Raw genomic sequence first — 25,572 nt, forward strand, 5'->3', positions numbered from 1 at the left:
ATTTGTTAATAGCCCTTTTTGTATTTTAAAACCTTAATTTATGCCAAAGCCAAGATTACTTATTTTGTCAGATTTATTTGGAGGTGAAAATCCAGAATGGATACAGCCTTACAAAGACATATTAAAGTCAAATTTTGATATTCAATATTACGACGTCATTCAATTAGCAGGTATTTTACCTGATTCTGATGAAACAAGTATTCATAATCAATTTTTAAATGGCGGAATGGCTAAAGCGGTAGAAAATCTGCTTCAATTAGAAACTAATGAAGTGATTATTTTAGGCTTTAGTATTGGAGGAACAATTGCCTGGAAAGCTTCACTAAAAGGCTTAAATGTGTCCCAATTAATTGCCGTTTCGTCAACAAGATTACGTTTTGAAAATGAAGTTCCAAATTGCAAAATCAAATTGTACTTTGGAGAAAAAGATTTAAATAAACCAGACTCAAAATGGTTTTCAGACTTAAAAATATTAAGTGAAATTTTAGAAAATGAAAGTCATCAGCTGTACTTACAGCAAAAGAATGCTTTTGAAATTTGTAATAATTTAAAGTAGAATTTTCTTCTTTTTTGTAATTCTTTTACCAAAAAGTATATTTTTGTTACACAGCAGTTAGAAATAGTTGTAACTATAAAAAAAATATGCACATGAGTAACTCTACTTATATTCTTGACGAAACTTTGCTGGCTTCAAACGGGCAAAGATTTCTTAATTACATTTTAGATACCATCATTATTATTGCATTAGTATTTTTATTAAGTATCCTTTTGGCTCTGGCAGCAATTCTTTTAGGATTTAAAGGTGTATTAATCTGGATGGGAAATGTTGGCAATTTAGAAGAAAGATTAATTTTTGTTGTTATTGCAATATTTTATTATGCATTTGCCGAAGGTTTATTTAGCAGATCTTTAGGCAAACTAATTACAGGTACAATCGTAGTAGATGAAAATGGCAAAAAACCTTCTTTTGGTACTATTTTTAAAAGAAGTTTGTGCAGAGCAATTCCTTTTGATGCACTTTCTTTTTTAGGAAGCTCAGGAATAGGCTGGCATGATTCTATTTCGGATACCTATGTTGTAAATAAAAAGGCTTTGGATGAAGAAGTAAAAAACTTTTATGAATTTAACCTAATTGGGGTTCAGGAAACAGAATAATACTAAACATTTCGATCTTTATTTCCTTGTAAATGTGCATTAATGATCCAAATTAATTTAAACTATACTAATTTAGTAGAATATAAGTTTGAATCTGTTATATTCTCATTTAAAAAGATTATTTTTGTTGCAGAAAATATGCTTGTTGTTAGTTTTAGTTTCTCTTGAAAATTATCAAAACTAGAATTTACAATTACAATCTAAAATATAAAAATGCTTTCAAAGAAAACAAAATACGGAATTAAAGCTCTTACATATTTAGCCAGGAGAGATAATAACGAACCTGTACAAATTGCAGAAATTGCCAAAAGCGAACATATTTCTATTAAGTTTTTAGAAAGTATTTTATTGCTGCTGAGAAATTCAGGATTTCTTGGAGCCAAAAAAGGAAAAGGCGGAGGTTATTACCTTATAAAAGATCCAAAAGACATTAGTATGGCCAAAGTTTACAGGATTTTAGAAGGTCCGATCGCTTTGCTTCCTTGTGCAAGTCATAATTTCTACGAAAGATGCGATGACTGCGATGATGAATCTACCTGCGCTGCAAGACGCTTAATGACAGAAGTTAGAGATAATACACTTAAAATATTAGAAAGCAATTCTTTGGCAGATATTGCGTTTTAGTAATTTAATTTAAATTTATAAAAAAAGACCATTTCTCAAGAATTTGAAATGGTCTTTTTTTATTATGTTTTAGTGTGATTAAAATATCAATTTAAATCCAGCCAGAAAAAGCATAACAGCGATTGCAATTCTCAGAAATTGATCAGGAATTTTTCCGCTTAGCATACTTCCTATAAAAATTCCCGGCAGCGATCCTAATAACAATTGTCCTAATAGAACTAAATCTAAGTTTCCCATAGAAGCGTGCCCAATTCCTGCAACAAGTGTTAATGGAACCGCGTGTGCAATTTCTGTTCCAACTAAACGGGGCGTTGGCAAAAGCGGATAAAGGAAAAACAAAGTAACAGTTCCTAATGCTCCAGCTCCTATAGAAGTTAAAGTTACAGTTGCACCAAGTAAAACTCCAATTCCAATAGTAAGCATGTTTTGAGTAGTGCTTTCGGTATGAAATTTATCACCTGCATGTTTTTGCGAGAATTTTAAAATTTTATTTTTAAATATAATAGCAATTGAAGTAAATAGCAATGCCCAGCCCAAACTGTACTTTATTACATGATTTATAGTCTCAATATCAGTTTTGATGCTGTTAAGAATCCATAATGTGAATAAAGCTGCGGGAACACTGCCTAAGGTTAACCAACCCGTGATTTTCCAGTTTATATTGCCTTTTTTATGATGTACAAAAACGCCGCCCATTTTGGTAAATGCCGCATATAATAAATCTGTTCCTACTGCTGTAGTTGGAGAAATTCCAAAATATAATAAAATGGGAGTCATTAAGGAGCCTCCGCCAACACCTGTCAGTCCAACCACAAATCCTACTACTAAACCTGCGATTACAAGACCTATCTGAAAATCCATATAAAAAATTTGAGTAAAAATACAACAATTTTATAATTATCCTATAGATATGGTAGAGATTAAAATATTTAGTAAAAATGCAATAATTTTTGATTTGATGATTTAAAAAATGAATATATAACAATAAAACCTTCTGTACGCCTCTATAAATTAATTTGATTACAGTCAAAGAAAATTTAGGCGTTTAATTGATAGATAACTAGACGCTTAAAAAATAAAAATAATGTTTTGATTTGTAGAAATAAGTAGTATTTTTGCAAAGTAATCTATTAGTCCGATAGGGTAATAGGTTTTAAATGAATAAAATTTTAAATATGGAAAAAGAACTGAAAATAAATACTGCTGATTCTTTGAAAGAAAAGCTTTGGATCGGGATTCCGGTTGTTTTACTAATAGGTTTATTATCTGTATTAATATATAATCATCACGCTGAATTTTCGTGGAATGGATTTGTAGAAGGATTTAATGAAGAATTTTTAGTGTTTTTTGCCATTGGAGTTTTTGCTCAATTGGTCGATGGAACATTAGGAATGGGGTATGGCGCAACTTCTACTTCATTTTTATTGGCTTACGGAGTTCCGCCCGTTGTAAGCAGTACGGCAGTACACGTTTCAGAAATGTTTACGACAGGAGCATCGGCGCTTTCGCATCATCGATTTGGGAATATCAATAAAAAACTGGTAAAACATCTCTTGATTCCGGGAGTTTTAGGTTCTATTACAGGAGCTTATTTATTGTCAGATGTTATAAATGGAGATATAATTAAGCCTTTTATTGCGGTTTACATGATTATTTTGGCAGTTATTATTATCAGAAAAGCACTGAAAAAAAGCATCGTTAAAAAGAAAACTAAAAAACTAGGTGTTTTAGCTGTTTTTGGAGGTTTTATGGATTCTGTCGGAGGCGGCGGATGGGGACCAATTGTAACTTCAACATTATTAGGAAGAGGAAGAAATCCAAGATATACAATCGGTTCTGTAAATGCTGCAGAATTTGCTATTTCATTTGCAAGCGGTATAACATTTATGCTTTTTGGAGGAATCCACGGCTGGCAAGTAATCATCGGATTGATTTTAGGAGGAGTAATCGCAGCGCCGTTAGGAGCTTATTTAGTAAATAAAATCAAAAGAAAACCAATGATGGTTGCGGTTGGAATTCTAATTATATTATTGAGTTTAAAAACATTATCTAAATTATTATAATTTTTTAGATAGGGAGAAAGAGAATATGAGTGCAACAATTATTGAATCATTATTAGAAAAGACAAATGATTTTTCGTTAGAAGAGACTTTAGTTTTTTTATCAGAAAGATATCCAAATCAGGTTGTTTTTTCAACTTCATTTGGCCAGGAAGATCAGGTAATTACAGATTTTATCGCAAAAAGTAATACTGATATTACCGTTTTTACATTAGATACAGGAAGATTATTTCAGGAAACATATGATGTTTTTCACAAAACATTAAAAAAGTATAAAAGACCTATTGAAGTTTATTTTCCAGAAGCAGCTGCAGTGGAAAATTTACTGAAAGAAAAAGGACCAAACAGCTTTTACGATTCGGTTGAAAATAGAAAAGAATGCTGTTTTATTCGAAAAGTGGTTCCGTTACGAAAAGCTTTATCAGGAAACGCAGTTTGGATTACGGGTTTAAGAGCAGAACAATCAGAAAACAGACACGATTTGAATTTATTTGAATATGATGCAAATTTCGAAATCATAAAATTCAATCCATTATTAAAATGGTCTTTAGAAGAAGTTGAATTGTATTTGCAGGAAAACAATGTACCGCAGAATGCCTTACACAAACAAGGTTTCGTAAGCATAGGATGCGCACCATGTACAAGAGCAATTTTCCCCGGAGAAGATATAAGAGCCGGAAGATGGTGGTGGGAATCAAGCCATAAAGAATGTGGTTTGCATGGAGCTAAGAAAGAGTAAGTCTCGACTTGTAGAAGCAAGAAGCTAGAGACAAGAATATAGAATAAAGAGAATAGAATAAATTGTTGAGAGTGTCAGATCGGGCGAAAAACTTGAAACTTTAAACCTGAAACTAAAGCTTTCCACAAACAAAAATATCAAACAAAAAAACAATGAGTTCAGTATTAAAAACAAACGCTTTAGAGAGTGAAGCAATATACATTTTCAGAGAAGTAATTTCACAGTTTGACAAACCGGTTTTACTTTTTTCTGGGGGAAAAGATTCTATAACATTAGTGCGTTTGGCGCAAAAAGCATTTTTTCCTGCTAAGATTCCGTTTCCTCTTTTGCACGTTGATACGGGACATAATTTTCCTGAAACAATTGCTTTTAGAGACAAATTAGTAGAAGAATTAGGTTTGGAATTAATCGTTAGAAATGTTCAGGATGCTATTGATGAAGGAAAAGTAGTTGAAGAAACCGGAAAATATTCTAGTAGAAACAGCTTGCAGACAACAACACTTTTAGACGCAATTGAAGAATTTAAGTTTGATGCTTGTATTGGTGGTGCGCGTCGTGATGAAGAAAAAGCAAGAGCTAAAGAACGTATTTTCTCAGTTCGTGATGATTTCGGACAATGGGACGAGAAAAATCAAAGACCTGAATTATTTGATATTTTAAATGGAAAAATTGAAAATGGACAAAACGTGCGTGTTTTCCCAATTTCAAACTGGACAGAATTAGATGTTTGGAGTTATATCGAAAAAGAACACATCGAAATTCCGTCAATTTATTTTTCACATAAAAGAAAAGTTTTTTTGAGAGACGGTTTAATCTGGTCGCATTCTCCTTATGTATACCAGGAAGAAGACGAACAAATCGAAGAAAGAATTGTTCGCTTCAGAACCGTTGGAGATATGAGTTGTACAGCAGCAGTTGAATCGTACGCAGCAACAATCGAAGAAGTTGTAGGCGAAATCAGGGAATCAACTATTTCTGAAAGAGGCGCCAGAATAGACGACAAACGTTCTGAAGCTGCAATGGAGAAAAGAAAACAACAGGGTTATTTTTAATTGATAATTAATAATTAACAATTGATAAATAAAAAGTAGAATCAAAAAAACATACAGATTTATAAGTTTCGAGAGAACATGAAACCTGAAACTTTAAACCTGAAACAAATATTAAGATGGAAGTTTTAAAAATAGCAACAGCAGGAAGTGTAGATGACGGAAAAAGTACTTTGATCGGGAGATTATTGTATGATACAAAATCATTGACGACTGACAAAATAGAAGCAATCGAAAAAAGCAGTAAACAAAAAGGATATGATTATCTTGATTTTTCTTTGGCAACTGACGGTTTAGTGGCAGAAAGAGAGCAAGGAATCACGATTGATGTTGCGCATATTTATTTTTCGACTGCAAAGAAAAGTTACATTATTGCCGATACTCCAGGTCACGTAGAATATACCAGAAACATGGTTACGGGAGCTTCGACTTCTCAGGTTTCTATTATTTTAATTGATGCCAGAAAAGGAGTTATCGAACAAACGTACCGTCACTTTTTTATCAATAATTTGTTGAGAGTAAAAGAGGTAATTGTAGCGATTAACAAAATGGATTTAGTGGATTATTCTGAAGAAGTTTTCAATAAAATCAAAGCCGATTTTCAGGCGTTGAATGCAAAAAGTACTTTCAAAGAGCAAAACGTAAGTTACATTCCGTTAAGTGCAATCAATGGCGGAAATGTTGTTGATCAGTCAAAAGATATGCCTTGGTATGATGGCCAAACGGTTTTAGAACATTTAGAAGGATTGCATTCTCATGATGTTTTTGAAGCAGGAAAAGCACGTTTTCCGGTTCAAACCGTGATTCGTCCAAAAACTGAAGAATACCACGATTTTAGAGGTTACGCAGGAAAATTATACGGAAATTCTATTAAAGTTGGAGATGCTGTTACGGTTCTTCCTTCTTTAACCGAATCAAAAGTATCAAAAATTCACTTTTTCGATAAAACATTTGACGAAGCCGTTGCGGGTTCTTCGATCACAATCGAATTAGAAAATGACATCAATGTTACGAGAGGCGATATGATTGTAAAATCATCGGAACTTCCAAAAATTGAAAAAGAAATCACGACAACGGTTTGCTGGATGGACAGTAAAAAGCTGGTTGCAGGAACAAAATATATCGTTCAGCACAATACAAATTCGGTTTTAGCGAAAGTAGAAAGTATCAAAAATACCATCTCAACAGATTATTCCGGAACCAAAGAAGCGTCGCAATTAGCGATCAACGAAATTGGAGAAGTAAGCATCAAATTAAGCAAGCCGTTATATTTTGACGCCTACAACGACAACAAATCAAACGGAGCTTTTATCTTAATTGATACCGCAACAAACACAACAGCAGGAGTAGGATTTATTAGGTAGTTTCACTGCTGTAAGCAATAAGCTTTAGGCTGTAAGCTTTTAGCAAAAAACGAATAAAAAGGCATGCAAGAAAGCTTACAGCTTATTGCCTAAAGCCTAAAGCAAGAAAACACAAAGTTTAAAAAGCTTATAGCCTAAAGCTTAAAGCCTAAAGCGAAAGAAAAATGGAAAGTTTTAGAACAGAAATAGAAAATCCGATAGTTCAAAGAGAGATTATCGAATTAGAAAAAAAGATTCATTTATTCCGTGGAGGAAAAATTGATGATGAGCGTTTTCGTAGTCTTCGTTTAGCGCGTGGAATTTACGGTCAGCGTCAGGAAGGCGTGCAAATGATTCGTATCAAATTGCCTTATGGTAAAGTTACGAGCGAGCAATTAGTGCGTATTACTAAGGTTTCTGACGAATATTCTACTGGGCGTTTGCACATTACAACGCGTCAGGATATTCAGATTCACTACGTAAGTCTGGACAGAACTCCGGAACTTTGGGCAGATTTGGCTAAAGACGATATTACATTGCGCGAAGCTTGTGGAAACACCGTTCGTAATATTACAGGAAGCGAATTAGCCGGAGTTGATGTAAACGAACCATTTGATGTTTCGCCTTATGCGCACGGACTTTTTCAATACTTATTAAGAAACCCAATCTGTCAGGAAATGGGACGTAAATTCAAAATTTCGTTCTCTTCTTCAGACGAAGATACTGCTTTGAGTTATTTACACGATTTAGGATTTATTCCGAAAATTAAAGACGGACAAAAAGGTTTCAAAATCATGTTTGGTGGAGGTTTAGGATCTCAGCCAGCACACGCTGAATTGCTTTCAGAATTTGTTCCGGTAAACGAAATCATTCCAACAGCAGAAGGAATCATCCGTATTTTTGACCGTTATGGCGAACGTGCCAAAAGAATGAAAGCGCGTATGAAATTTTTAATCAAAGAAATGGGAAGAGATGTTTTCCTTGATTTGGTTGAAAAAGAGAAAAAAGCGATTGCTTTTGAAACATACGAAATTGATACAACCGCTTTTGAGGAGCCAATTCCGGAGCCTTTATTAGCAGTTCCACAAGTTACAATCGAAGATACAAAAGCGTATGAAACTTGGAAAAATTCGAATGTAATTAAACAAAAACAAGACGGTTATTACGCCATCGGAATTAAAGTTTTATTAGGAGATTTTTATACCGATAAAGCCAGATTATTAGCCGATTTAATTAAAAATTACGGAGCCAATGAATTGCGTTTTTCATTGCGTCAAAATATTGTAATACGTCACATAAAAGAAGAAAATTTACCTTTCTTTTATCAGGAATTAGCCAAATTAGACTTTGTTCATTTAGGATATAATTCTACGGCAGATATTACCGCATGTCCCGGTACGGATACTTGTAATTTGGGGATTGCAAGCAGTACCGGAATTGCGGAAGAACTTGAAAAAGTGCTGAATGCAGAATATCCGCAATATTTGAACAATCAGGAAATTGAAATCAAAATTTCGGGTTGTATGAACGCTTGCGGGCAACATAATATGTCGGCAATTGGTTTTCAGGGAATGTCTATTAATTCAGGAAAATTAGTAGCTCCGGCTTTGCAGGTTTTACTTGGCGGAGGGAAATTAGGAAACGGCGCTGGTCGTTTTGCTGATAAAGTAATTAAAATTCCGAGTAGAAGAGGACCGGATGCTTTGCGTACCATTTTAAATGATTTTGATGCGAATGCAAACGGAGAAAAATTCCTAAACTATTACGATCTGAAAGGAGAGAAATATTTCTATGAAATTTTAAAACCTTTCGCAGACGTAACCAATTTAACCGAAGCTGATTTCATCGATTGGGGAAATGCAGACAACTACGTAAAAGCAGTTGGAGTTGGAGAATGTGCCGGAGTTGTAATTGATTTGGTTGCTACTTTATTGTTAGAAGCCAAAGATAAATTGACTTTTGCTCAGGAATCTTTCGACGAAGGAAAATGGTCAGATGCCATTTACCACGCTTACGCCGGATTTGTAAATGGTGCAAAAGCATTGTTGCTTTCAGAAAACGAAAAAACAAACAATCACGCTGGAATTGTAGATTTGTTTGATACCGTTTTTATCGCAACAGGTAAAATTGGATTGCCAACAACTTTCAGAGAATTGGTATATCAAATCAATCAAAATGAGCCTTCAGAAGATTTTGCAAAACAATACATTCAGGAAGGAATTGCATTTTTTGCAGTAATAGAAAAATACAGAGCTCAAGAATTAGCAAATGCTTAATATAAAACCCAAAATAACTTTAGTTGGTGCAGGTCCGGGCGATCCAGATTTGATTACGCTCAAAGCTGTAAAAGCATTGGGGGAAGCAAATGTAGTTTTGTACGACGCCTTGGCCAATGAAGAAATTCTGGATTATGCACCAAAAACTGCGATTCGAATTTTTGTTGGAAAAAGACTTGGAAATCATGCTTACACGCAAGATCAAATCAATCAATTAATAGTTGATAATGCTTTGACTTACGGACATGTAGTGCGGTTAAAAGGCGGAGATCCGTTTATTTTTGGAAGAGGAAGCGAAGAAATAGAATTTGCAGAAAGTTTCGGAATTGAGACAACCGTAATTCCAGGAATTTCATCAGTAGTTGCCGTTCCTGCAAGTCAGGGAATTTCTATTACAAAAAGAGGCGTTTCAGAGAGTTTTTGGGCGATTACCGGAACAACTTCTGATAGAAAATTATCTTCAGATATTGCTTTATCGGCTAAATCTTCGGCAACCGTTGTAATTTTAATGGGAATGCACAAACTGCCACAAATCATCGATTTGTTTCAAAAAGAAAATAAAGGAAATTTACCCGTGGCGATCATTCAAAACGGAACAACTTCCGAAGAAAAAGTAGGAGTTGGAACAGTAGATTCGATTCTAAATATTGTAAAAGAAAAAGAATTGGGTTCGCCAGCCATTATCGTTTTAGGCGAGGTTGTCCGCGAAAGCAATAAATTAAAAGGTTTTTACGAAGAATTTCTATCAAAAGAAATCGTTCGATAAAATATAAATCATCTAATTTTGATTGGATAAAATTAAATGAAATGGAACAAAACGAATTATATCCAATATTCTTAAAACTTCATAATCTGAATGTTTTAATTGTGGGCGGAGGAAATGTAGGATTAGAAAAACTTTCTTTTTTGTTGAAATCGAGTCCAAATGCAAATGTTGAGGTCGTTGCGCCGGACTTTCATTTAGAAATTAAAGTTTTAGCCGAAAATCATCCTTCAATAAAACTGACGGAAGCCAAGTTTAAAAAGAAAATGCTCAAAAAGCGTCACATGGTAATTGCTTGTACAGACGATTTAAAAGTAAATAAAAGAGTTTACGAATTGTCGAGAAAACGCTATTTGATATGCAATATTGCCGATACGCCCGATTTATGTGACTATTATTTAGGCGGAATAGTAACAAAAGGAAATGTGAAAATCGCCATTTCGACCAACGGAAAATCGCCAACAACGGCAAAAAGGTTGAGAGAATTTTTCGAAGAAGTAATTCCGGAAGACATCAATCAAATGGTCGAAAATCTGAACGAATACAGAAAAACCTTAAAAGGTGATTTTGAAGAAAAGGTAAAAAGAATGAATGAAATAACCAACTCATTAAAAAATAAAGAATTGTAAAAGAGTTCCATAGGAACGAAACATATTGTAGCGTCGTCCCGAAGCTTCGGGATTAACCCGATGGAGGAGGAACGGTTCATATTGTAGCGTCGGGTTTCAACCCGATGAAAATTTCAAAAAGAAACGAAATGATAAAAATCATTGATTAAAGAATAAATTATTCGTTTCTTTGTATTATTAAGAATGATTATAAACAACAACCATAATGATTAAAACAGATATACTTATAATTGGAGCAGGCCCAACAGGTTTATTTGCCGTTTTTGAGGCAGGATTATTGAAATTAAAATGTCATATTTTAGATGCTTTGCCACAAGCAGGAGGGCAGCTTTCAGAATTGTATCCAAAAAAACCTATTTATGATATTCCTGGTTTCCCAGAAGTTTTAGCAGGAGATTTAATTGATAACTTACAAGAACAAATTAAGCAGTTTGAGCCAGGTTATACATTAGGAGAAAGAGCTGAAACAATCGAAAAACAAGAAGACGGAAGTTTCATTGTAACCTCAAATAAAGGAACTAAATTTCACGCGCCAGTTATTGCTATCGCTGGAGGTTTAGGAAGTTTTGAGCCTCGCAAACCACTTATCGAAGATATCGAGTTTTATGAAGATAAAGGAGTAAAATACTTCATCAAAAATCCGGAGAAATTCAGAGACAAAAGAGTTGTTATTGCCGGAGGAGGAGATTCAGCATTAGACTGGAGTATTTTCTTGTCTAATGTAGCTTCAGAAGTAACTTTAATTCACAGAAGAAACGAATTTAGAGGCGCTTTAGATTCAGTAGAAAAAGTACAGGAATTAAAAACTGCCGGAAAAATCAAATTGATCACACCTGCAGAAGTAATCGGAATCAACGGTGCTGAACATGTTGAATCATTAGATATCGAAGAAAACGGCGCACACCGCAAAATCGAAACCGATTTCTTTATTCCACTTTTCGGATTAACGCCAAAATTAGGTCCAATTGGAGACTGGGGATTGGATATCGAGAAAAATGCCATCAAAGTAAACAACGCCTTAGATTACCAAACAAATATTCCGGGAATCTTCGCCATTGGAGACGTAAACACGTATCCAGGAAAATTAAAGTTAATCCTTTGTGGTTTCCACGAAGCAACTTTAATGTGCCAGGCTGCATATGCAATCATCAATCCGGGTAAAAAATACGTATTAAAATATACAACAGTTTCCGGTGTAGACGGTTTCGACGGAACCCGTAAAGAAGCACCAAAAGCAGTTGTGAAGGCGATTGTTTAATTTTAAGTTGCTAAGGTTCTGAGGGACTTAGGTGCTAAGATTTTTATATAGAAAGCTCAAACTAGTTTGAGCTTTTTTTATTGAAAAAAAATCACTTTTTATAGTAGAGAAATTAAGATAATGTACTAACTTTAAGAATGTATTAAATAAATGATCTATTATGAGCAATTGGAATGAAGAATTATCGAAAGTAGAAAAGGCAAAGATTGAAACTGAAATTAATCAGACAGATAGTATTGAGTTTATAAATCATGAAGAAATAATAGACATGTTTTTAAATTGGGAAAGAAGTTTTTAAGACAATTTTTGAATCTAAAAACAGTAAGCCAATTATCTAAACTTTACCTTTAACATCTTACCTCAAAACTAATTAAAAAATATCGTGCTAATACTTGCAAGTATTAGTGCTATGTGTTTACTTTGCACTGTTCTTAAAATTACTGAAAGTTATCACGAAAGGCGGAGGGATAGACCCGATGAAACCTTAGCAACCCTTTATCATAAAGAAGGTGCTAAATTCTACTTTATACTAATTCATAGTATTTAAGATAGATAACACAAATACATCAAGTATTTCTCCAACATTTCCTGACAACTTACAATATAATTTTACTGATTCAGCATCATGAGCGAATCATTGGCGCATTTTTGCAGTCAACGTTCCCGCTTTCGCCTATATCTCTCCATTTCATTTCGAGGATACCGGCTTAATCGGGGCTAATTAGCCGGCATAGTGATTTTTTGGAATCAATGTGAATCAAAACATCGAGCAATAAACCCGACAGGTTTTCAATCCCGAGGCTTCGGGACTGTCGGGTTTAAACGGAATTATAATTAAATAAAAAACTTAGCATCTTAGCGCCTCAGCGTCTTAGCATCTAAAAGAAAAAGATATGTCAATTACAATACAAGAAGCAATAAAAAAAAACATCCTAATCCTTGACGGAGCAATGGGAACTATGCTCCAACGCTATAATTTCTCCGAAGAAGATTTTCGCGGAGAGCGTTTCAAAGATTTTCCGCACCCGTTAAAAGGAAACAACGATTTACTATCCATAACACAACCACAAGCAATCCGCGATGTTCACGCCGCTTATTACGAAGCCGGCGCAGACATTGTAGAAACCAATACCTTTTCAGGAACGACAATCGGTATGGCCGATTATTTCCTGGAAGATTTGGTTTACGAATTAAATTACGAATCGGCAAAACTGGCAAGAGAAGTAGCTGATGAATTTACAGCCAAAAATCCAGACAAACCACGTTTTGTAGCCGGTTCAATCGGACCAACAAACAGAACGGCCAGTATGTCGCCAGACGTAAACGATCCGGGTTACAGAGCCGTAACGTTTGATGATTTAAGAATTGCCTACAAACAACAAGTTGAAGCGTTGATGGATGGAGGCTGCGATTTACTTTTAGTAGAAACCATCTTTGATACTTTAAACGCAAAAGCAGCACTTTTTGCGATCGAAGAAGTAAAAGACGACCGTAATATCGATATTCCAATCATGGTTTCAGGGACAATCACAGATGCGTCTGGAAGAACACTTTCTGGGCAGACTGTTGAAGCGTTTTTGATTTCAGTTTCACATATTCCGTTATTGAGTGTAGGATTCAATTGTGCTCTTGGAGCAGATTTGTTGAAACCGTATTTAAAAACACTAGCACAACATACGAGTTTTAATGTTTCGGCACATCCAAATGCAGGATTACCAAATGCTTTTGGACAGTACGATGAAACACCAGAACAAACTCAGGCTTTCATCAAAGAATATTTAGACGATAATTTAATTAATATAATTGGCGGCTGCTGCGGTACAACTCCGGATCATATCAGATTAATTGCTGAAGTGGCGAAAGATTATAAACCACGTGTGGCACCGGTTTTGGCTTAATAAATTTCCATAGAGATGAAGCAATTCAAAATAATCATAGTTGTATTTGTGCTTTTCGGCTTATTTGGTTTCAGTGGAGAAGCTTTGGCAAAAGTTAGAGAAGAAGTACCAGCTGATTTTTATTTTGTGATTGAAGACGGGGGAAATGATTATTATAATTCTCAGAATAATAATTTTCATAGAAAATATGTCAAGGAAGAAAGAGTAATAAAAGTAAAACTAACCAAGGACGAAAAAGAAAAAATCTATTCGCTCATTTTGAAAAGCAAATTTTTTGAAATGCCAACAAAATTTGAACCAACGGATAAGAAAAATATTGTAATCACAAGTCCGAGTTTTTTGCAAAGCATATTAATTAAGGCAAATGGAAAAAATAAGCTTGTGAGTTATAACACAGGTTTTACTAGTAACAAGAATGATGAAAAGGCAAAACGTTTTTTAGAGTTATATAATATGATTTGGGGAATTTTATATAAGAAAGAGGGAATAAAAAAAATGCCGAAGTCAGACTATTTTTATGAATAATTTCTAAAAATTTCAGTAGGAACGAAATACAATAGGTTAAGAATTGAGAAATTTATTTAAAAACGATAATTGAAATCGTGAAATATAAAAATTTCTTATGAAACCGAGTGCGCGTGAGGGATAGAAGCGGCTAGCCCACAGCCTGACGAAGGAAGTGCGAGGACTAATAGCGGATAGCCCGGCCCGTAGGGACACGCCCAAATTAAGAATAATTGAAAACGAATATACCTACAAGGTTTTAAAAACCTTGCAGGAAATAAGATAGAATAAAAAAACTTAGAACCTTAGTCCCGAGGCTTCGGAATAGGAACTCAGTAACTTAGAAAAAATGACAGAAAACAGAAGAGACCTTGTATTAGCAGGATTAGAACCGTTGATTATTACGCCAACCAGTGTTTTTGTAAACATTGGCGAGCGTACTAATGTAACAGGTTCAAGAAAATTCCTTCGCTTAATCAAGGAAGAGAAATATGACGAGGCACTTGATATTGCAAGACAACAGGTAGAAGGAGGGGCGCAGATCATCGATATTAATATGGATGAAGGAATGCTTGACGGTGTTCAGGCAATGACGAAATTTTTGAATTTAATTGCATCTGAACCCGATATTTCGAGAGTGCCGATTATGATCGACAGCTCGAAATGGGAAATCATTGAAGCAGGTCTAAAAGTAGTACAAGGAAAAAGTGTTGTAAACTCGATTTCGTTGAAGGAAGGCGAAGAAGCCTTTATTCATCACGCCAAATTAATCAAACGATACGGAGCTGCAGCTATTATTATGGCTTTTGACGAAGTTGGTCAGGCCGATAATTTTGAGCGAAGAGTCGAAATTTGTCAGCGTTCGTATGATATTTTGGTTAATAAAGTTGGTTTTCCTCCTCAGGATATTATTTTCGATTTGAATATTTTCCCAGTTGCAACCGGAATGGAAGAACATCGCTTGAATGCTTTGGACTTTTTTAAAGGGACAAAATGGGTTCGCGAAAACCTGCCACACGCACATATTAGTGGTGGCGTGAGTAACGTTTCGTTCTCTTTTAGAGGAAATGATACAGTTCGTGAAGCGATGCACTCGGTGTTTTTATACCACGCGATCAAGAACGGAATGACAATGGGAATCGTAAATCCGGAAATGCTTTCGATTTATGATGATATTCCAAAAGATTTATTAGAACATGTTGAAGACGTAATTTTAAACAGACGCGACGACGCAACGGAAAGACTTTTGGATTTTGCTGAGAACGTAAAAGGCGAAGTAAAAAGTGATGAAAAAGCGATTCAGGAATGGCGTTTAGGAACGGTTCAGGAGCGTATTACGCATTCATTAGTAAAAGGAGTTGACGCTTTTATTGAAGAAGATGTTGAAGAAGCTCGTTTAGCAGCAGTTAAACCAATTGAAGTTATTGAAATCAATTTGATGACTGGAATGAACGTGGTTGGAGATTTATTCGGAAGCGGAAAAATGTTCCTGCCTCAGGTTGTAAAATCGGCACGTGTAATGAAAAAAGCCGTAGCATATTTATTGCCTTATATCGAAGCCAGCAAACAAGCCGGAGACAAACAAGGAAACGGAAAAATATTGATGGCAACCGTAAAAGGCGACGTTCACGATATTGGTAAAAATATCGTTTCGGTAGTTTTGGCTTGTAACAATTACGAGATTGTAGATCTTGGCGTTATGGTGCCTCCTGAAAAAATTATTGCGGCTGCGATTGAACATAATGTTGACATTATTGGATTAAGCGGACTGATTACGCCTTCGCTTGACGAAATGGTGTATCTGGCCAAAGAATTAGACAAACAAGGAATTAAAATTCCGATTATGATTGGCGGGGCAACAACTTCGCGTGCGCATACTGCCGTGAAAATCGCACCTCAATATAGAGAAACTGTCATTCACGTAAATGATGCTTCAAGAGCTGTGACGGTTGCAGGAAACCTGTTAGATCATAACCGAAAAATATATGCAAGCGATATTCGCGCAGAATATGATGCGTTTAGAGAAACATTTTTAAATCGTTCAAGAGATAAAAACTTCCTGACGATTGAGCAAGCGCGTAAAAATAAATTGCAATTGGATTGGGCGGAATATACTCCAACCAAACCAAAAGTAATCGGCAAACAAATCGTTGAAGTGGAATTGGACGTTTTGGTTCCGTATATCGACTGGACGCCGTTTTTTAGAACCTGGGAATTGTTCGGAAAATATCCAGCAATTTTAACCGATGAGGTTGTAGGTAAAGAAGCAACTTCGGTTTTTGCAGATGCTCAGGAAATGCTGAAAGTGATTTTGGCTGAGAAAAAATTGACAGCAAAAGGTATTTACGGCATTTTCCCTGCGAATCAAATTGATGATGACGATATTGAATTGCGTGATGAAAACGGAAAAGTTTTGGAGAAATTCTTAACGCTTCGTCAGCAATCACAAAAAACTAAAGGGGCTCCAAACATCGCTTTGTCTGATTTTATTTTGCCTAAAGATTCAGGAATTACAGATTATATGGGTGCTTTTTGTGTAACAACCGGTTTTGGTGTTGACGAATGGGCTGCAGAATTTGAAAAAGATTTAGACGATTATAATTCAATTATGGTAAAAGCATTAGCCGATCGTTTTGCAGAGGCTTTCGCCGAATATCTTCACGAAAAAGTACGTCAGAATTTCTGGGGTTATGATGCCGAAGAATCACTTTCGACAGAAGATTTGATCGAAGAAAATTACAAAGGAATCCGTCCTGCGCCAGGATATCCAGCTTGTCCAGATCACTTGGAGAAACCAACCATCTGGAAACTTTTGAATGTAGCTGAAGAAATTGGAGTAACCTTAACAGAAAGTATGGCAATGTGGCCGGCGTCTTCTGTTTCTGGATATTATTTCGGAAATCCGAAAAGCAAATACTTCGGACTCGGAAAAATAAAAGAAGATCAAGTAGTAGATTATGCCAAACGACGCAGTGTTCCAACAGACTACGCAATGAAATGGTTAAACCCTAATATAGCAGATTAAAAAGAAAAGTTTCAAGTTTCAGGTTTCAGGTTCGTACGTAACTTGAAACTTGAAACTTAAAAAAACTTGAAACAAAAAAAGATGAAAGTAACAGAACATATAGAAAACGCCAAAGGGAAAACATTATTTTCATTTGAAATTATTCCGCCTCAAAAGGGTAAAAGTATTAATGAATTATACGATAATATTGATCCGTTGATGGAGTTTAAACCACCATTTATTGATGTAACGACTTCTCGTGAAGAATACATTTATATTGAACGCGGTAACGGGCTTTTGGACAAAAAGCTGACTCGTATGCGTCCGGGAACGCTTGGAATCTGTGCTTCTATAAAACATAAATATAACGTTGATACTGTACCTCACTTGCTTTGCGGTGGTTTTACACAGGAAGAGACTGAATATATGCTGGTTGATTGCCAGTATTTGGGAATCAATAACGTAATGGCACTTCGTGGTGACGCCATGAAAGACGAACAATCTTTTGTACCAAAAGTAGGTGGAAATCATTTTGCGATAGATTTGGTTCGACAAATCAACAATCTAAACTGCGGAAAATATCTTCATGAAGTAATGGATGCTGATAATAAAGCCGATTTTTGTATCGGCGTTGCGGGTTATCCGGAGAAACATTTAGAATCGCCGTCGTTGCAATCTGACTTAAAAAGATTAAAAGAAAAAGTAGATGCAGGAGCAGATTATGTGGTAACACAAATGTTTTTTGACAATTCTAAATATTTTAATTTTGTCGAAAAAGCAAGAGAAATGGGTATTACAATTCCGATTATTCCCGGAATTAAGCCTATTGCCGTTCAGAGACATTTACAAGTTCTGCCGCAAATTTTTAGAATCGATTTACCAGAAGATTTAATAGATGCAGTTGACAAATGCAAAAATAACGCTGAAATCAAGCAAGTCGGAATCGAATGGGCGATTCAGCAGTCATTAGAATTGAAAGCCGCCGGAGTTCCTTTTTTACATTATTATTCAATGGGAAAATCTGAAAATATCCGTCAGATCGCGAGTCAGGTTTTTTAGTTTTTTTACCATTAAGAGATTAAGGTAAATTAAGATTTCTTCTTGAAGGTTAAGAATAAAAAGTTTTAGGAGCTATTCCAGCTGTCCACTATATCTTTTGTGGCGTCCCGAGGTTTCGGGACCGCTACAAAAGGATGCCGTTCCCATCTGGGCTAGGGCATCAGGTATTTTATTTCCAATTTTTCATTAATTTAGACATCATGAAACAAGAAGAATTACAAGCCATAGCTTCTCAATTAAAAAATCCAACGGGAGAAAAAGGAATCGAAATGGGGAATATGATGAACGAAACCAACATCAATATGACGCGCCATTCGGTTCAAAATCTTAATATAAAAAAAGAAAATAAAATTCTGGAATTAGGTCACGGCAATGCAGGACATCTGGAATTTCTATTTGAACAAGCAGAAAATCTGAAATATTACGGACTAGAAATGTCTGAATTAATGTTTCAGGAAGCCCGTCAGATCAACAGAAATTTTGTTTCTCAAAAACAAGCTTTCTTCTCGCTTTATGACGGAAATAAAATTCCGTTTGAAGATCAATCTTTCGATAAAATATTTACAGTAAATACAATTTATTTTTGGCAGGAGCCGGAAAAATTACTTTCGGAAATTTATCGTATTTTAAAACCAAATGGAAATTTCTGCTTAACATTTGCTCAGGAAGATTTTATGAAGCAATTGCCGTTTACACAATTTGAATTCGAACTTTACAATACTGAAAAAGTACAGCAATTAATTGAGAAAACACCTTTTGAAATTGTTTACACAGAAACACAGACAGAAAAAGTAAAAAGTAAAACCGGCGAATTAGTCGACAGAGCTTTTACAACTTTTGTTCTGGAAAAATAAAACGAAGAAATTATTAAACACATAGAAACATAGATTTTTAGGTTAGTTGAAAAGCTAAAAGAAAAATACATTTTCACACATAGTCCCGAAGCATCGGGATTGTTTAAACAAAATGAAATGCCTTTGTACGCAAAACTTTTCGATGTCTCTAGATGTTAAAATATTTATTTAAAGATTGCTGAATTCTAAATCCTTAGATCATTATGGAAGTTAAAAAAATCAATTTTCTACAAAGTTACAGCAGTATTTTATGGCTTCTTGGCGGTATTATAATAGGAAGCATTTTTGGATTGGTATTCGGAGAAAAAGTTTTGGTGATAAAACCAATTGGCGATATATTTCTGAATTTACTTTTTACGGCCATTATCCCGCTTATCTTTTTTACAATCGGTTCTTCAATTGCCAATCTGGAAAGAACAGAAAAATTAGGAAAACTTTTTGTTGTAATGGTAGTGGTTTTTCTAATTACCATTCTAATTTCGGCAATTGTAATGATTTTTGCCGTTTATCTTTTTCCCATTCATCAGGATGTAGCGATTACAAAAGTTCCGTTTGAAAACATTCAATCAGGATCGGTTGGAGATCAAATTGCAAAATTGCTTACAGCAAATGATTTCTTCGAATTATTGTCACGAAAAAGCATGCTGGCACTTATTATATTTTCTTTTTTAATTGGTTTTGCGAGTCTGCAATCAGGGGAAAAAGGAAGTGCTTTTAGAAGCTTTTTGGATTCTGGAAACGAAGTCATGAAACAATTGCTGAACATCATTATGAAAATGGCTCCAATTGGTCTGGGCGCTTATTTTGCTTATCAGGTTGGTGTTTTTGGTCCTCAGTTGTTTGGAGTTTATGCAAAACCCATGGCAGTCTATTATGTTGCCTGCATCTTTTATTTCTTTGTGTTTTTTAGTTTATATGCCTTTGTTGCTGGCGGAAAAAGCGCTTTTAAAGTTTTTTGGAGCAACAATATTACGCCGTCTTTAACAGCAGTCGGAACTTGCAGCAGTATAGCCACAATTCCGGCAAATTTAGATGCAGCTGAAAAAATGGGCATTCCAAAACACGTTCGCAACCTGGTTATTCCACTTGGTGCGCCTTTGCATAAGGACGGATCCAGTATGTCGTCCATTTTGAAAATTACCTTTCTTTTTGCCATGTTTGGAAAAGATTTTACAGAACCTTCTACCATACTTTTAGCATTGGGAATTACGGTTATCGTTTCGATTGTAGAAGGCGGCATTCCGAACGGCGGTTATATAGGAGAAGTTTTAGCTATTACAGTTTATGGTTTTCCGATGGAACAAGCTTTGCCAGTTGCCATGATTTTAGGAACTTTGGTCGATCCAATTGCCACATTATTAAACGCCAATGGAGATGTGATTTCGTCAATGTTAGTCTCGAGATTTTCAGAGAAAACAAAATGGTAGGATTATTATAATTTAATTCAAATCATTGGTAGATAATACTTTTAAATACATCGATTGTTTTTTGGTATTAGTATAAAAGTTTAAGACATTATTTTATTATAAAGTAGTTTTACTGATATAAAAACACTTAGTTTTGAATCGTAAAGCCCTCATATTATTAGTTTTATTTTTTATCGTATTAAAATTACAAGCACAATTGTGTACAGGAAGTTTAGGTGATGCAGTGGTCAAAATTGATTTTGGAACTGGAACTGCTTCACACGGTACAGCTCTGGGAACAGGAATTACAAGTTATACCTGGACAACGGCAGATTTTCCAAACGACGGATCATACACTATCGAAAAAACAACCAATACGCCCGGTACCTGGTGGACTACCGCTGATCATACCGGAGGTGGTTATATGATGGTTGTAAATGCAAGTCTTTCTACAACAGATTATTTTTATAAAAATACCGTCACCGATCTTTGTCCTGATACTACTTACGAGTTTGCAGCGTGGATTATGAATTTATTGCGCTCAAACGATACGAGTCCGCCTAATATTACTTTTACCATAGAATCTACTTCGGGGGCTATTTTAGGAACTTATAACACAGGAGATATTGGTTTAAGTTCGAGTGCAGTCTGGAAACAATATGGCTTCTTTTTTACAACTCCGGCAGGAATTTCTACGGTTGTTATTAGAATGAGAAATAATAAAGCTGGTGCCGCGCCGGGTAATGATATTGCCTTAGACGACATTACTTTTCGTGCCTGTGGACCAACAGTTACTTCTTCCATAAAAAATAAAACCGATACCAGTTTAACTATTTGTCAGGGAGATTCTAAATCTTACACGCTGACGGGAGCGGTTTCTTCTGGATATTCAAATCCGGCTTATCAATGGCAGGTCAGCAGTGATAATGGATTAACCTGGTCAGATGTGTCAGGGGCAAATTCAACCACCTATATTTTTGTTCCAAATTCAACAGTGGGCACCTATTTATATCGCATGGCGGTAGCACAGAGCAGTAATATTTCATCAGCTTCTTGTAGGGTTGTGTCAAATACTATTAGTTTTAAAGTCAATGAAAGCTCCATTGCCCCAGCTTTTACGACGGTGCAGCCAACATGCGATGTGCCGACTGGAACTATAAATATTACTCCAGCTCCAAATACAACTTATAGTATCGATGGCACCAATTATCAGACATCGGGAATTTTTTCTGGTTTGGCAGGAGGCGATTATAACGTTACAGCAAAACTAAGTACAGGCTGCGCGTCTTCACCAATAACGGCACATATTAATACGGTGGCCACCTCAAATGTTACTCCTTCGTTTTCGATAATTCAGCCCGTTATTTGTTCCAATCCATTTGGGACAATAACGATAACAAGTTCAGATTATGAATATAGTTTCGACAATGGTACGACTTGGTCCAATAGTAATTCTAAATCAGGATTAGAAGCTGGAGATTATCTGATAAAAAGCAGAAATAGTTCTGGTTGCGAAACAACTGCAGCTTCCGTTTCTATTTTGGTACCTCCTGGATATCCGCCAACTCCAACACTTTCTGTTTTACAGCCAGATTGCATTTCGGCCACAGGAACTATAGAAATTTCCAACACAGAATCTTTTTATAGTTTTGATAATGGATCAATTTGGACTACTTCGAATTCAAAAAATAATTTGGTTCCGGGAATTTATAAAGTTCTTATAAAAAATAATTTGGGCTGTGTTTCTTTAATTCCTAATGAAATCGAAATAAAAGCGTATGTCAATACAGAGCCTCTTCCTTCGGGAGTAAGTCCGCAAACTTTTTGTATACAGCAAAATGCAAGTTTGCAAGACATTGCAATAAGCGGACAAAATGTAAAATGGTACGATGCTCCAGTAAATGGGAATCTTTTATCGGACGCAGCAATTTTAGAAACCAAAACTTATTATGCATCACAAACTATTGCCGTTTGCGAAAGCGAAAGAATTCCAGTTGTTATAAATATTCAGAATACATCTGCCCCTAATGGAGATTCAGAGCAATATTTTTGTACAAGTCAAAAACCAGCAGTTAAAGATTTAACTGCTTTAGGAACAAATGTAGTTTGGTATGATACTTCAATAAACGGCACAATTCTTTCGGCCGAAACAGGTTTAACCAATAATCAAATCTATTATGCTTCTCAAACTATAAATGGCTGCGAAAGTGTGAGTCGTCTGGCGGTTACGGTTTCGATAACCACTCCAAGTCTGTCTATTAATAATGTTTCGGCTAATGTCTGTGATGAGTCGAATGATGGATCTGAAATACTAAATCTTAACAATTATAATTCTGAAATAACTTCTTGCAGTTCTTGTGCCTTTAGTTATTATAAAACATTAATTGGAGCCGAAAACCAGACTGCATCTGATAAAATTTATGATGCTTCAGATTATAGTTTGCTGGCAGGTACAACTTCAATATATGTGAGAATTGATTCTGCAGATAAATGTTTTCAAGTTGCAGCCTTAAATTTAACACTGGTAAATGTACCCGTTATTTCAATTTCAGATGTTGTGTCCTTATGCCAGAATAAAGATGTTGAGATTCACGCGGGTTCTGGATTTGATAGTTATTTGTGGTCAAACGGAGCTTCTTCAGAATCAATTACAGTTACAGAAGCAGGTTTATATTCGGTAACTGTAACTCAAAATCACGGAAATATAATTTGTTGCTCAACAAAAGATTTTCAGGTAAAACTTTCAAATAGTGCCGCAATTCAGAATCTTACTGTTCAGGATTGGACGGATTCTGATAATGTAATTGAAGTTCAACTGGCAGATACTAGTCTAGGAAACTATGAATATTCTATTGATGGCAGTTCTTATCAGGACAGCAATATTTTTTCAGGATTGGCAACTGGCGATTATATTATTTATGTCCGTGATAAAAATGGCTGCGGAATCGTGAATCAAGAAGTATTTCTGCTGAACTATCCCAAATTTTTCACTCCAAATCAAGATGGTTATAACGACACTTGGGGAATAAAATTCTCTGAAACAGAGCCTGCAATCAATATTAAGATATTTGATCGTTACGGCAAATTTCTCAAGGAATTAAATGCTTATACAAATTGGGATGGAACTTTTAACGGGACAGAACTTCCATCTTCAGATTATTGGTTTGTGGTAACCCGAGCCAGCGGAAAAGTCTACAAAGGACATTTTAGCATGAAAAGATAGAGGTATTTCTGTTTTTTTTAATGAATGGAGTTTATTTACTAAATTCGGAAAACATTTAACGCAAAAAAAATGAACTCAATATTACAAAATGACCTTAATAATTTCGAAAATATATTAGAAAAAGCAAAACAGCAAGGAATTAATTTCTTAAATAATATTGAAAATATTCCAACATCAAATAAAACGGCAATAGACACAAAACGTAATTTGAATGCATTGGGTCTTGGTTCTGAAAAGGCATTACAAGAATTTAAAGAAAGATTAGCACCTTTACTTGTTTCTTCGTCTGGCCCTCGTTATTGGGGTTTTGTGACTGGCGGATCTACTCCGGCGTCAATTGTTGGAGATTGGCTTGCATCGGTTTACGATCAAAATGCACAATCTGTAAATTCACAAGGAGGAAATTCGGCCTTAATCGAATTTGAAACCATTCATTTATTGCTGCAATTATTAGGACTTCCTGAAACATTTCTTGGCGGATTTGTAACGGGGGCAACAATGTCTAATTTTACTTCTTTGGGTGTTGCAAGGCAATGGTTTGGAAAACAGTTTGAAAAAGATTTTGCTAAGAACGGCATCTCAGAAACAATCAATATTTTGACTGCAACGCCGCATTCTTCTTCTGTAAAATGTCTTTCTCTACTGGGAATTGGAAGTCAAAATTATAGAATTGTAAAAACGCTTGAAGGGAATCGTGAAGCGATTGATGTTCTTGATTTAGAGGAAAATATTAAAAAATTAAATGGAGAACCTTTTATCCTGATCTCCAGTGCCGGAACAGTAAATACGGCTGATTTTGATGATTTTGAGGCGATTTCAGAATTAAAACAGAAGTATAATTTCTGGTGGCACATTGATGGTGCTTTTGGCGGATTTGCTGCTGTTTCAGAAAAGTATAAAAATCTTGTAAAGGGTTGGGAAGGAGCAGACAGTATTACAATTGATTGTCATAAATGGCTGAATGTTCCTTATGAAAGTGCTTTTTATTTGGTTAAAAAAGAACACCTTAATCTTCAGATTGATACATTTCAGAATTCAAATGCGCCTTATTTAGGAAATGCTTTAGAGAATTTTAATTATCTAAATGTACTTCCCGAAAATTCCCGCCGTTTGAGAGCTTTGCCGGTTTGGTTCTCTTTAGTAGCTTACGGCAAAGAAGGTTTTTGTGATATTATAGAAGACAGTATAGAGCTGGCACAACATTTTGGAAATGCTTTAATCGAGGAAGGCTCCTTTGAATTGCTGGCTCCGATTCGTTTAAATAATGTTTGTTTTACATTAAAAGGAAATGAAAATCAGGAAAAAACAGCTTCTTTTTTATCAAATTTAAATGACCGAGGAAAGGTATTTATGACACCGACGGTTTATCAAAATAAAAAAGGAATTAGAGCTTCTTTTGTCAATTGGCGAACTACTAAAGAAGATATCGCAATAGTTATAGCCGAGATGAAAATTGTTCTGCAAGATTTTAAGTTATAAGTTAATAAAAGAGCCTGTCTAAAATTAGCAGGCTCTTTTCTTTCAAAAAAAATAAAAAACAAAAAAACAAAGTTAACGGATTCAAATTCACGACGTTCAAACTCCTGATATTGGAGTCAAAGGTTGATGTTTGGAGCTCTAAGGCTGTCAAACATTGAATTTATAGAAGCAAATATAACACTATTTAAAACAATTCTAAATAAAAATATTTTAAAATGTATAATAAAACACTAACTAAATGATAAATAG

The 25,572-nt window shown here is 35.2% G+C and carries 21 protein-coding genes and 1 riboswitch; of the genes, 20 read left to right on the top strand and 1 reads right to left on the bottom strand.

Annotated elements, in window-relative coordinates; translation table 11 throughout:
* Positions 1-40: 40 nt before the first annotated feature.
* From B0A68_RS20200 to B0A68_RS20210, 3 genes are all read left to right on the top strand, one after another.
* Positions 41-556 carry an alpha/beta hydrolase gene (locus tag B0A68_RS20200; RefSeq protein ID WP_035686059.1) on the top strand — a complete coding sequence of 172 codons (516 nt, stop codon included), beginning with the start codon at positions 41-43 and terminating at the stop codon, positions 554-556.
* Between the two features lie 92 nt (positions 557-648).
* A complete protein-coding gene (locus tag B0A68_RS20205; RefSeq protein ID WP_035686057.1) occupies positions 649-1,155 on the top strand; it encodes an RDD family protein in 507 nt (168 codons plus the stop codon).
* A 213-nt stretch (positions 1,156-1,368) separates the two neighbouring features.
* Positions 1,369-1,779, top strand: a complete 411-nt coding sequence (locus B0A68_RS20210; RefSeq protein WP_035686054.1) for an RrF2 family transcriptional regulator — start codon at positions 1,369-1,371, stop codon at positions 1,777-1,779.
* Between the two features lie 78 nt (positions 1,780-1,857).
* Here the strand turns inward: B0A68_RS20210 and B0A68_RS20215 are convergent, their stop codons facing one another.
* Positions 1,858-2,640: a sulfite exporter TauE/SafE family protein gene (locus B0A68_RS20215; protein ID WP_035686051.1), complete on the bottom strand. Its 783-nt coding sequence runs from the start codon at positions 2,638-2,640 to the stop codon at positions 1,858-1,860.
* Between the two features lie 314 nt (positions 2,641-2,954).
* Between B0A68_RS20215 and B0A68_RS20220 the strand changes: the two genes are divergently transcribed.
* From B0A68_RS20220 to B0A68_RS20295, 17 genes are all read left to right on the top strand, one after another.
* The gene (locus B0A68_RS20220) at positions 2,955-3,842 is read left to right on the top strand and encodes a sulfite exporter TauE/SafE family protein (RefSeq protein ID WP_051892798.1); all 888 of its coding nucleotides are present in this window, start codon (positions 2,955-2,957) and stop codon (positions 3,840-3,842) included.
* Between the two features lie 25 nt (positions 3,843-3,867).
* Positions 3,868-4,578 (top strand): phosphoadenylyl-sulfate reductase, encoded by a 711-nt coding sequence (locus B0A68_RS20225; protein WP_035686049.1) that lies wholly within the window; start codon positions 3,868-3,870, stop codon positions 4,576-4,578.
* Between the two features lie 152 nt (positions 4,579-4,730).
* Complete coding sequence (cysD, locus tag B0A68_RS20230; RefSeq protein WP_035686047.1) at positions 4,731-5,630, top strand: sulfate adenylyltransferase subunit CysD; 900 nt, start codon at positions 4,731-4,733, stop codon at positions 5,628-5,630.
* Between the two features lie 116 nt (positions 5,631-5,746).
* A complete protein-coding gene (locus tag B0A68_RS20235; RefSeq protein ID WP_035686045.1) occupies positions 5,747-6,991 on the top strand; it encodes a sulfate adenylyltransferase subunit 1 in 1,245 nt (414 codons plus the stop codon).
* Between the two features lie 164 nt (positions 6,992-7,155).
* Positions 7,156-9,246, top strand: a complete 2,091-nt coding sequence (locus tag B0A68_RS20240) for a HEPN domain-containing protein (protein ID WP_035686042.1) — start codon at positions 7,156-7,158, stop codon at positions 9,244-9,246.
* Complete coding sequence (gene cobA / locus B0A68_RS20245; RefSeq protein WP_035686040.1) at positions 9,239-10,012, top strand: uroporphyrinogen-III C-methyltransferase; 774 nt, start codon at positions 9,239-9,241, stop codon at positions 10,010-10,012. The genes B0A68_RS20240 and cobA overlap by 8 nt, the downstream gene beginning before the upstream one ends.
* Before the next feature lie 41 nt (positions 10,013-10,053).
* A complete protein-coding gene (locus tag B0A68_RS20250) occupies positions 10,054-10,638 on the top strand; it encodes a precorrin-2 dehydrogenase/sirohydrochlorin ferrochelatase family protein (RefSeq protein WP_035686038.1) in 585 nt (194 codons plus the stop codon).
* Positions 10,639-10,843: 205 nt separating this feature from the next.
* Positions 10,844-11,896, top strand: a complete 1,053-nt coding sequence (locus B0A68_RS20255; RefSeq protein ID WP_035686036.1) for an NAD(P)/FAD-dependent oxidoreductase — start codon at positions 10,844-10,846, stop codon at positions 11,894-11,896.
* Between the two features lie 160 nt (positions 11,897-12,056).
* Entirely contained in the window at positions 12,057-12,194 is a 138-nt protein-coding gene (locus B0A68_RS24550; protein WP_165571343.1) for a hypothetical protein, read from the top strand.
* Between the two features lie 146 nt (positions 12,195-12,340).
* A riboswitch (SAM riboswitch) is annotated at positions 12,341-12,455 on the top strand.
* Positions 12,456-12,789: 334 nt separating this feature from the next.
* A complete protein-coding gene (locus tag B0A68_RS20260) occupies positions 12,790-13,794 on the top strand; it encodes a homocysteine S-methyltransferase family protein (RefSeq protein WP_035686035.1) in 1,005 nt (334 codons plus the stop codon).
* 15 nt (positions 13,795-13,809) lie between these two features.
* Complete coding sequence (locus tag B0A68_RS20265) at positions 13,810-14,319, top strand: hypothetical protein (protein WP_035686034.1); 510 nt, start codon at positions 13,810-13,812, stop codon at positions 14,317-14,319.
* 328 nt (positions 14,320-14,647) lie between these two features.
* Entirely contained in the window at positions 14,648-17,323 is a 2,676-nt protein-coding gene (gene metH / locus B0A68_RS20270; RefSeq protein WP_084679080.1) for a methionine synthase, read from the top strand.
* 81 nt (positions 17,324-17,404) lie between these two features.
* Complete coding sequence (gene metF / locus B0A68_RS20275) at positions 17,405-18,361, top strand: methylenetetrahydrofolate reductase [NAD(P)H] (RefSeq protein ID WP_035686033.1); 957 nt, start codon at positions 17,405-17,407, stop codon at positions 18,359-18,361.
* A 200-nt stretch (positions 18,362-18,561) separates the two neighbouring features.
* Complete coding sequence (locus tag B0A68_RS20280; RefSeq protein ID WP_035686032.1) at positions 18,562-19,215, top strand: class I SAM-dependent methyltransferase; 654 nt, start codon at positions 18,562-18,564, stop codon at positions 19,213-19,215.
* Between the two features lie 203 nt (positions 19,216-19,418).
* Positions 19,419-20,642, top strand: a complete 1,224-nt coding sequence (locus B0A68_RS20285) for a dicarboxylate/amino acid:cation symporter (protein ID WP_035686030.1) — start codon at positions 19,419-19,421, stop codon at positions 20,640-20,642.
* Positions 20,643-20,775: 133 nt separating this feature from the next.
* A complete protein-coding gene (locus B0A68_RS20290; protein WP_123947531.1) occupies positions 20,776-23,844 on the top strand; it encodes a T9SS type B sorting domain-containing protein in 3,069 nt (1,022 codons plus the stop codon).
* A 69-nt stretch (positions 23,845-23,913) separates the two neighbouring features.
* A complete protein-coding gene (locus tag B0A68_RS20295) occupies positions 23,914-25,323 on the top strand; it encodes a pyridoxal phosphate-dependent decarboxylase family protein (protein ID WP_035686026.1) in 1,410 nt (469 codons plus the stop codon).
* The last annotated feature ends 249 nt before the right edge of the window (positions 25,324-25,572 follow it).

The organism is Flavobacterium reichenbachii, from assembly GCF_002217435.1.
Classification (GTDB): Bacteria; Bacteroidota; Bacteroidia; order Flavobacteriales; family Flavobacteriaceae; genus Flavobacterium; species Flavobacterium reichenbachii.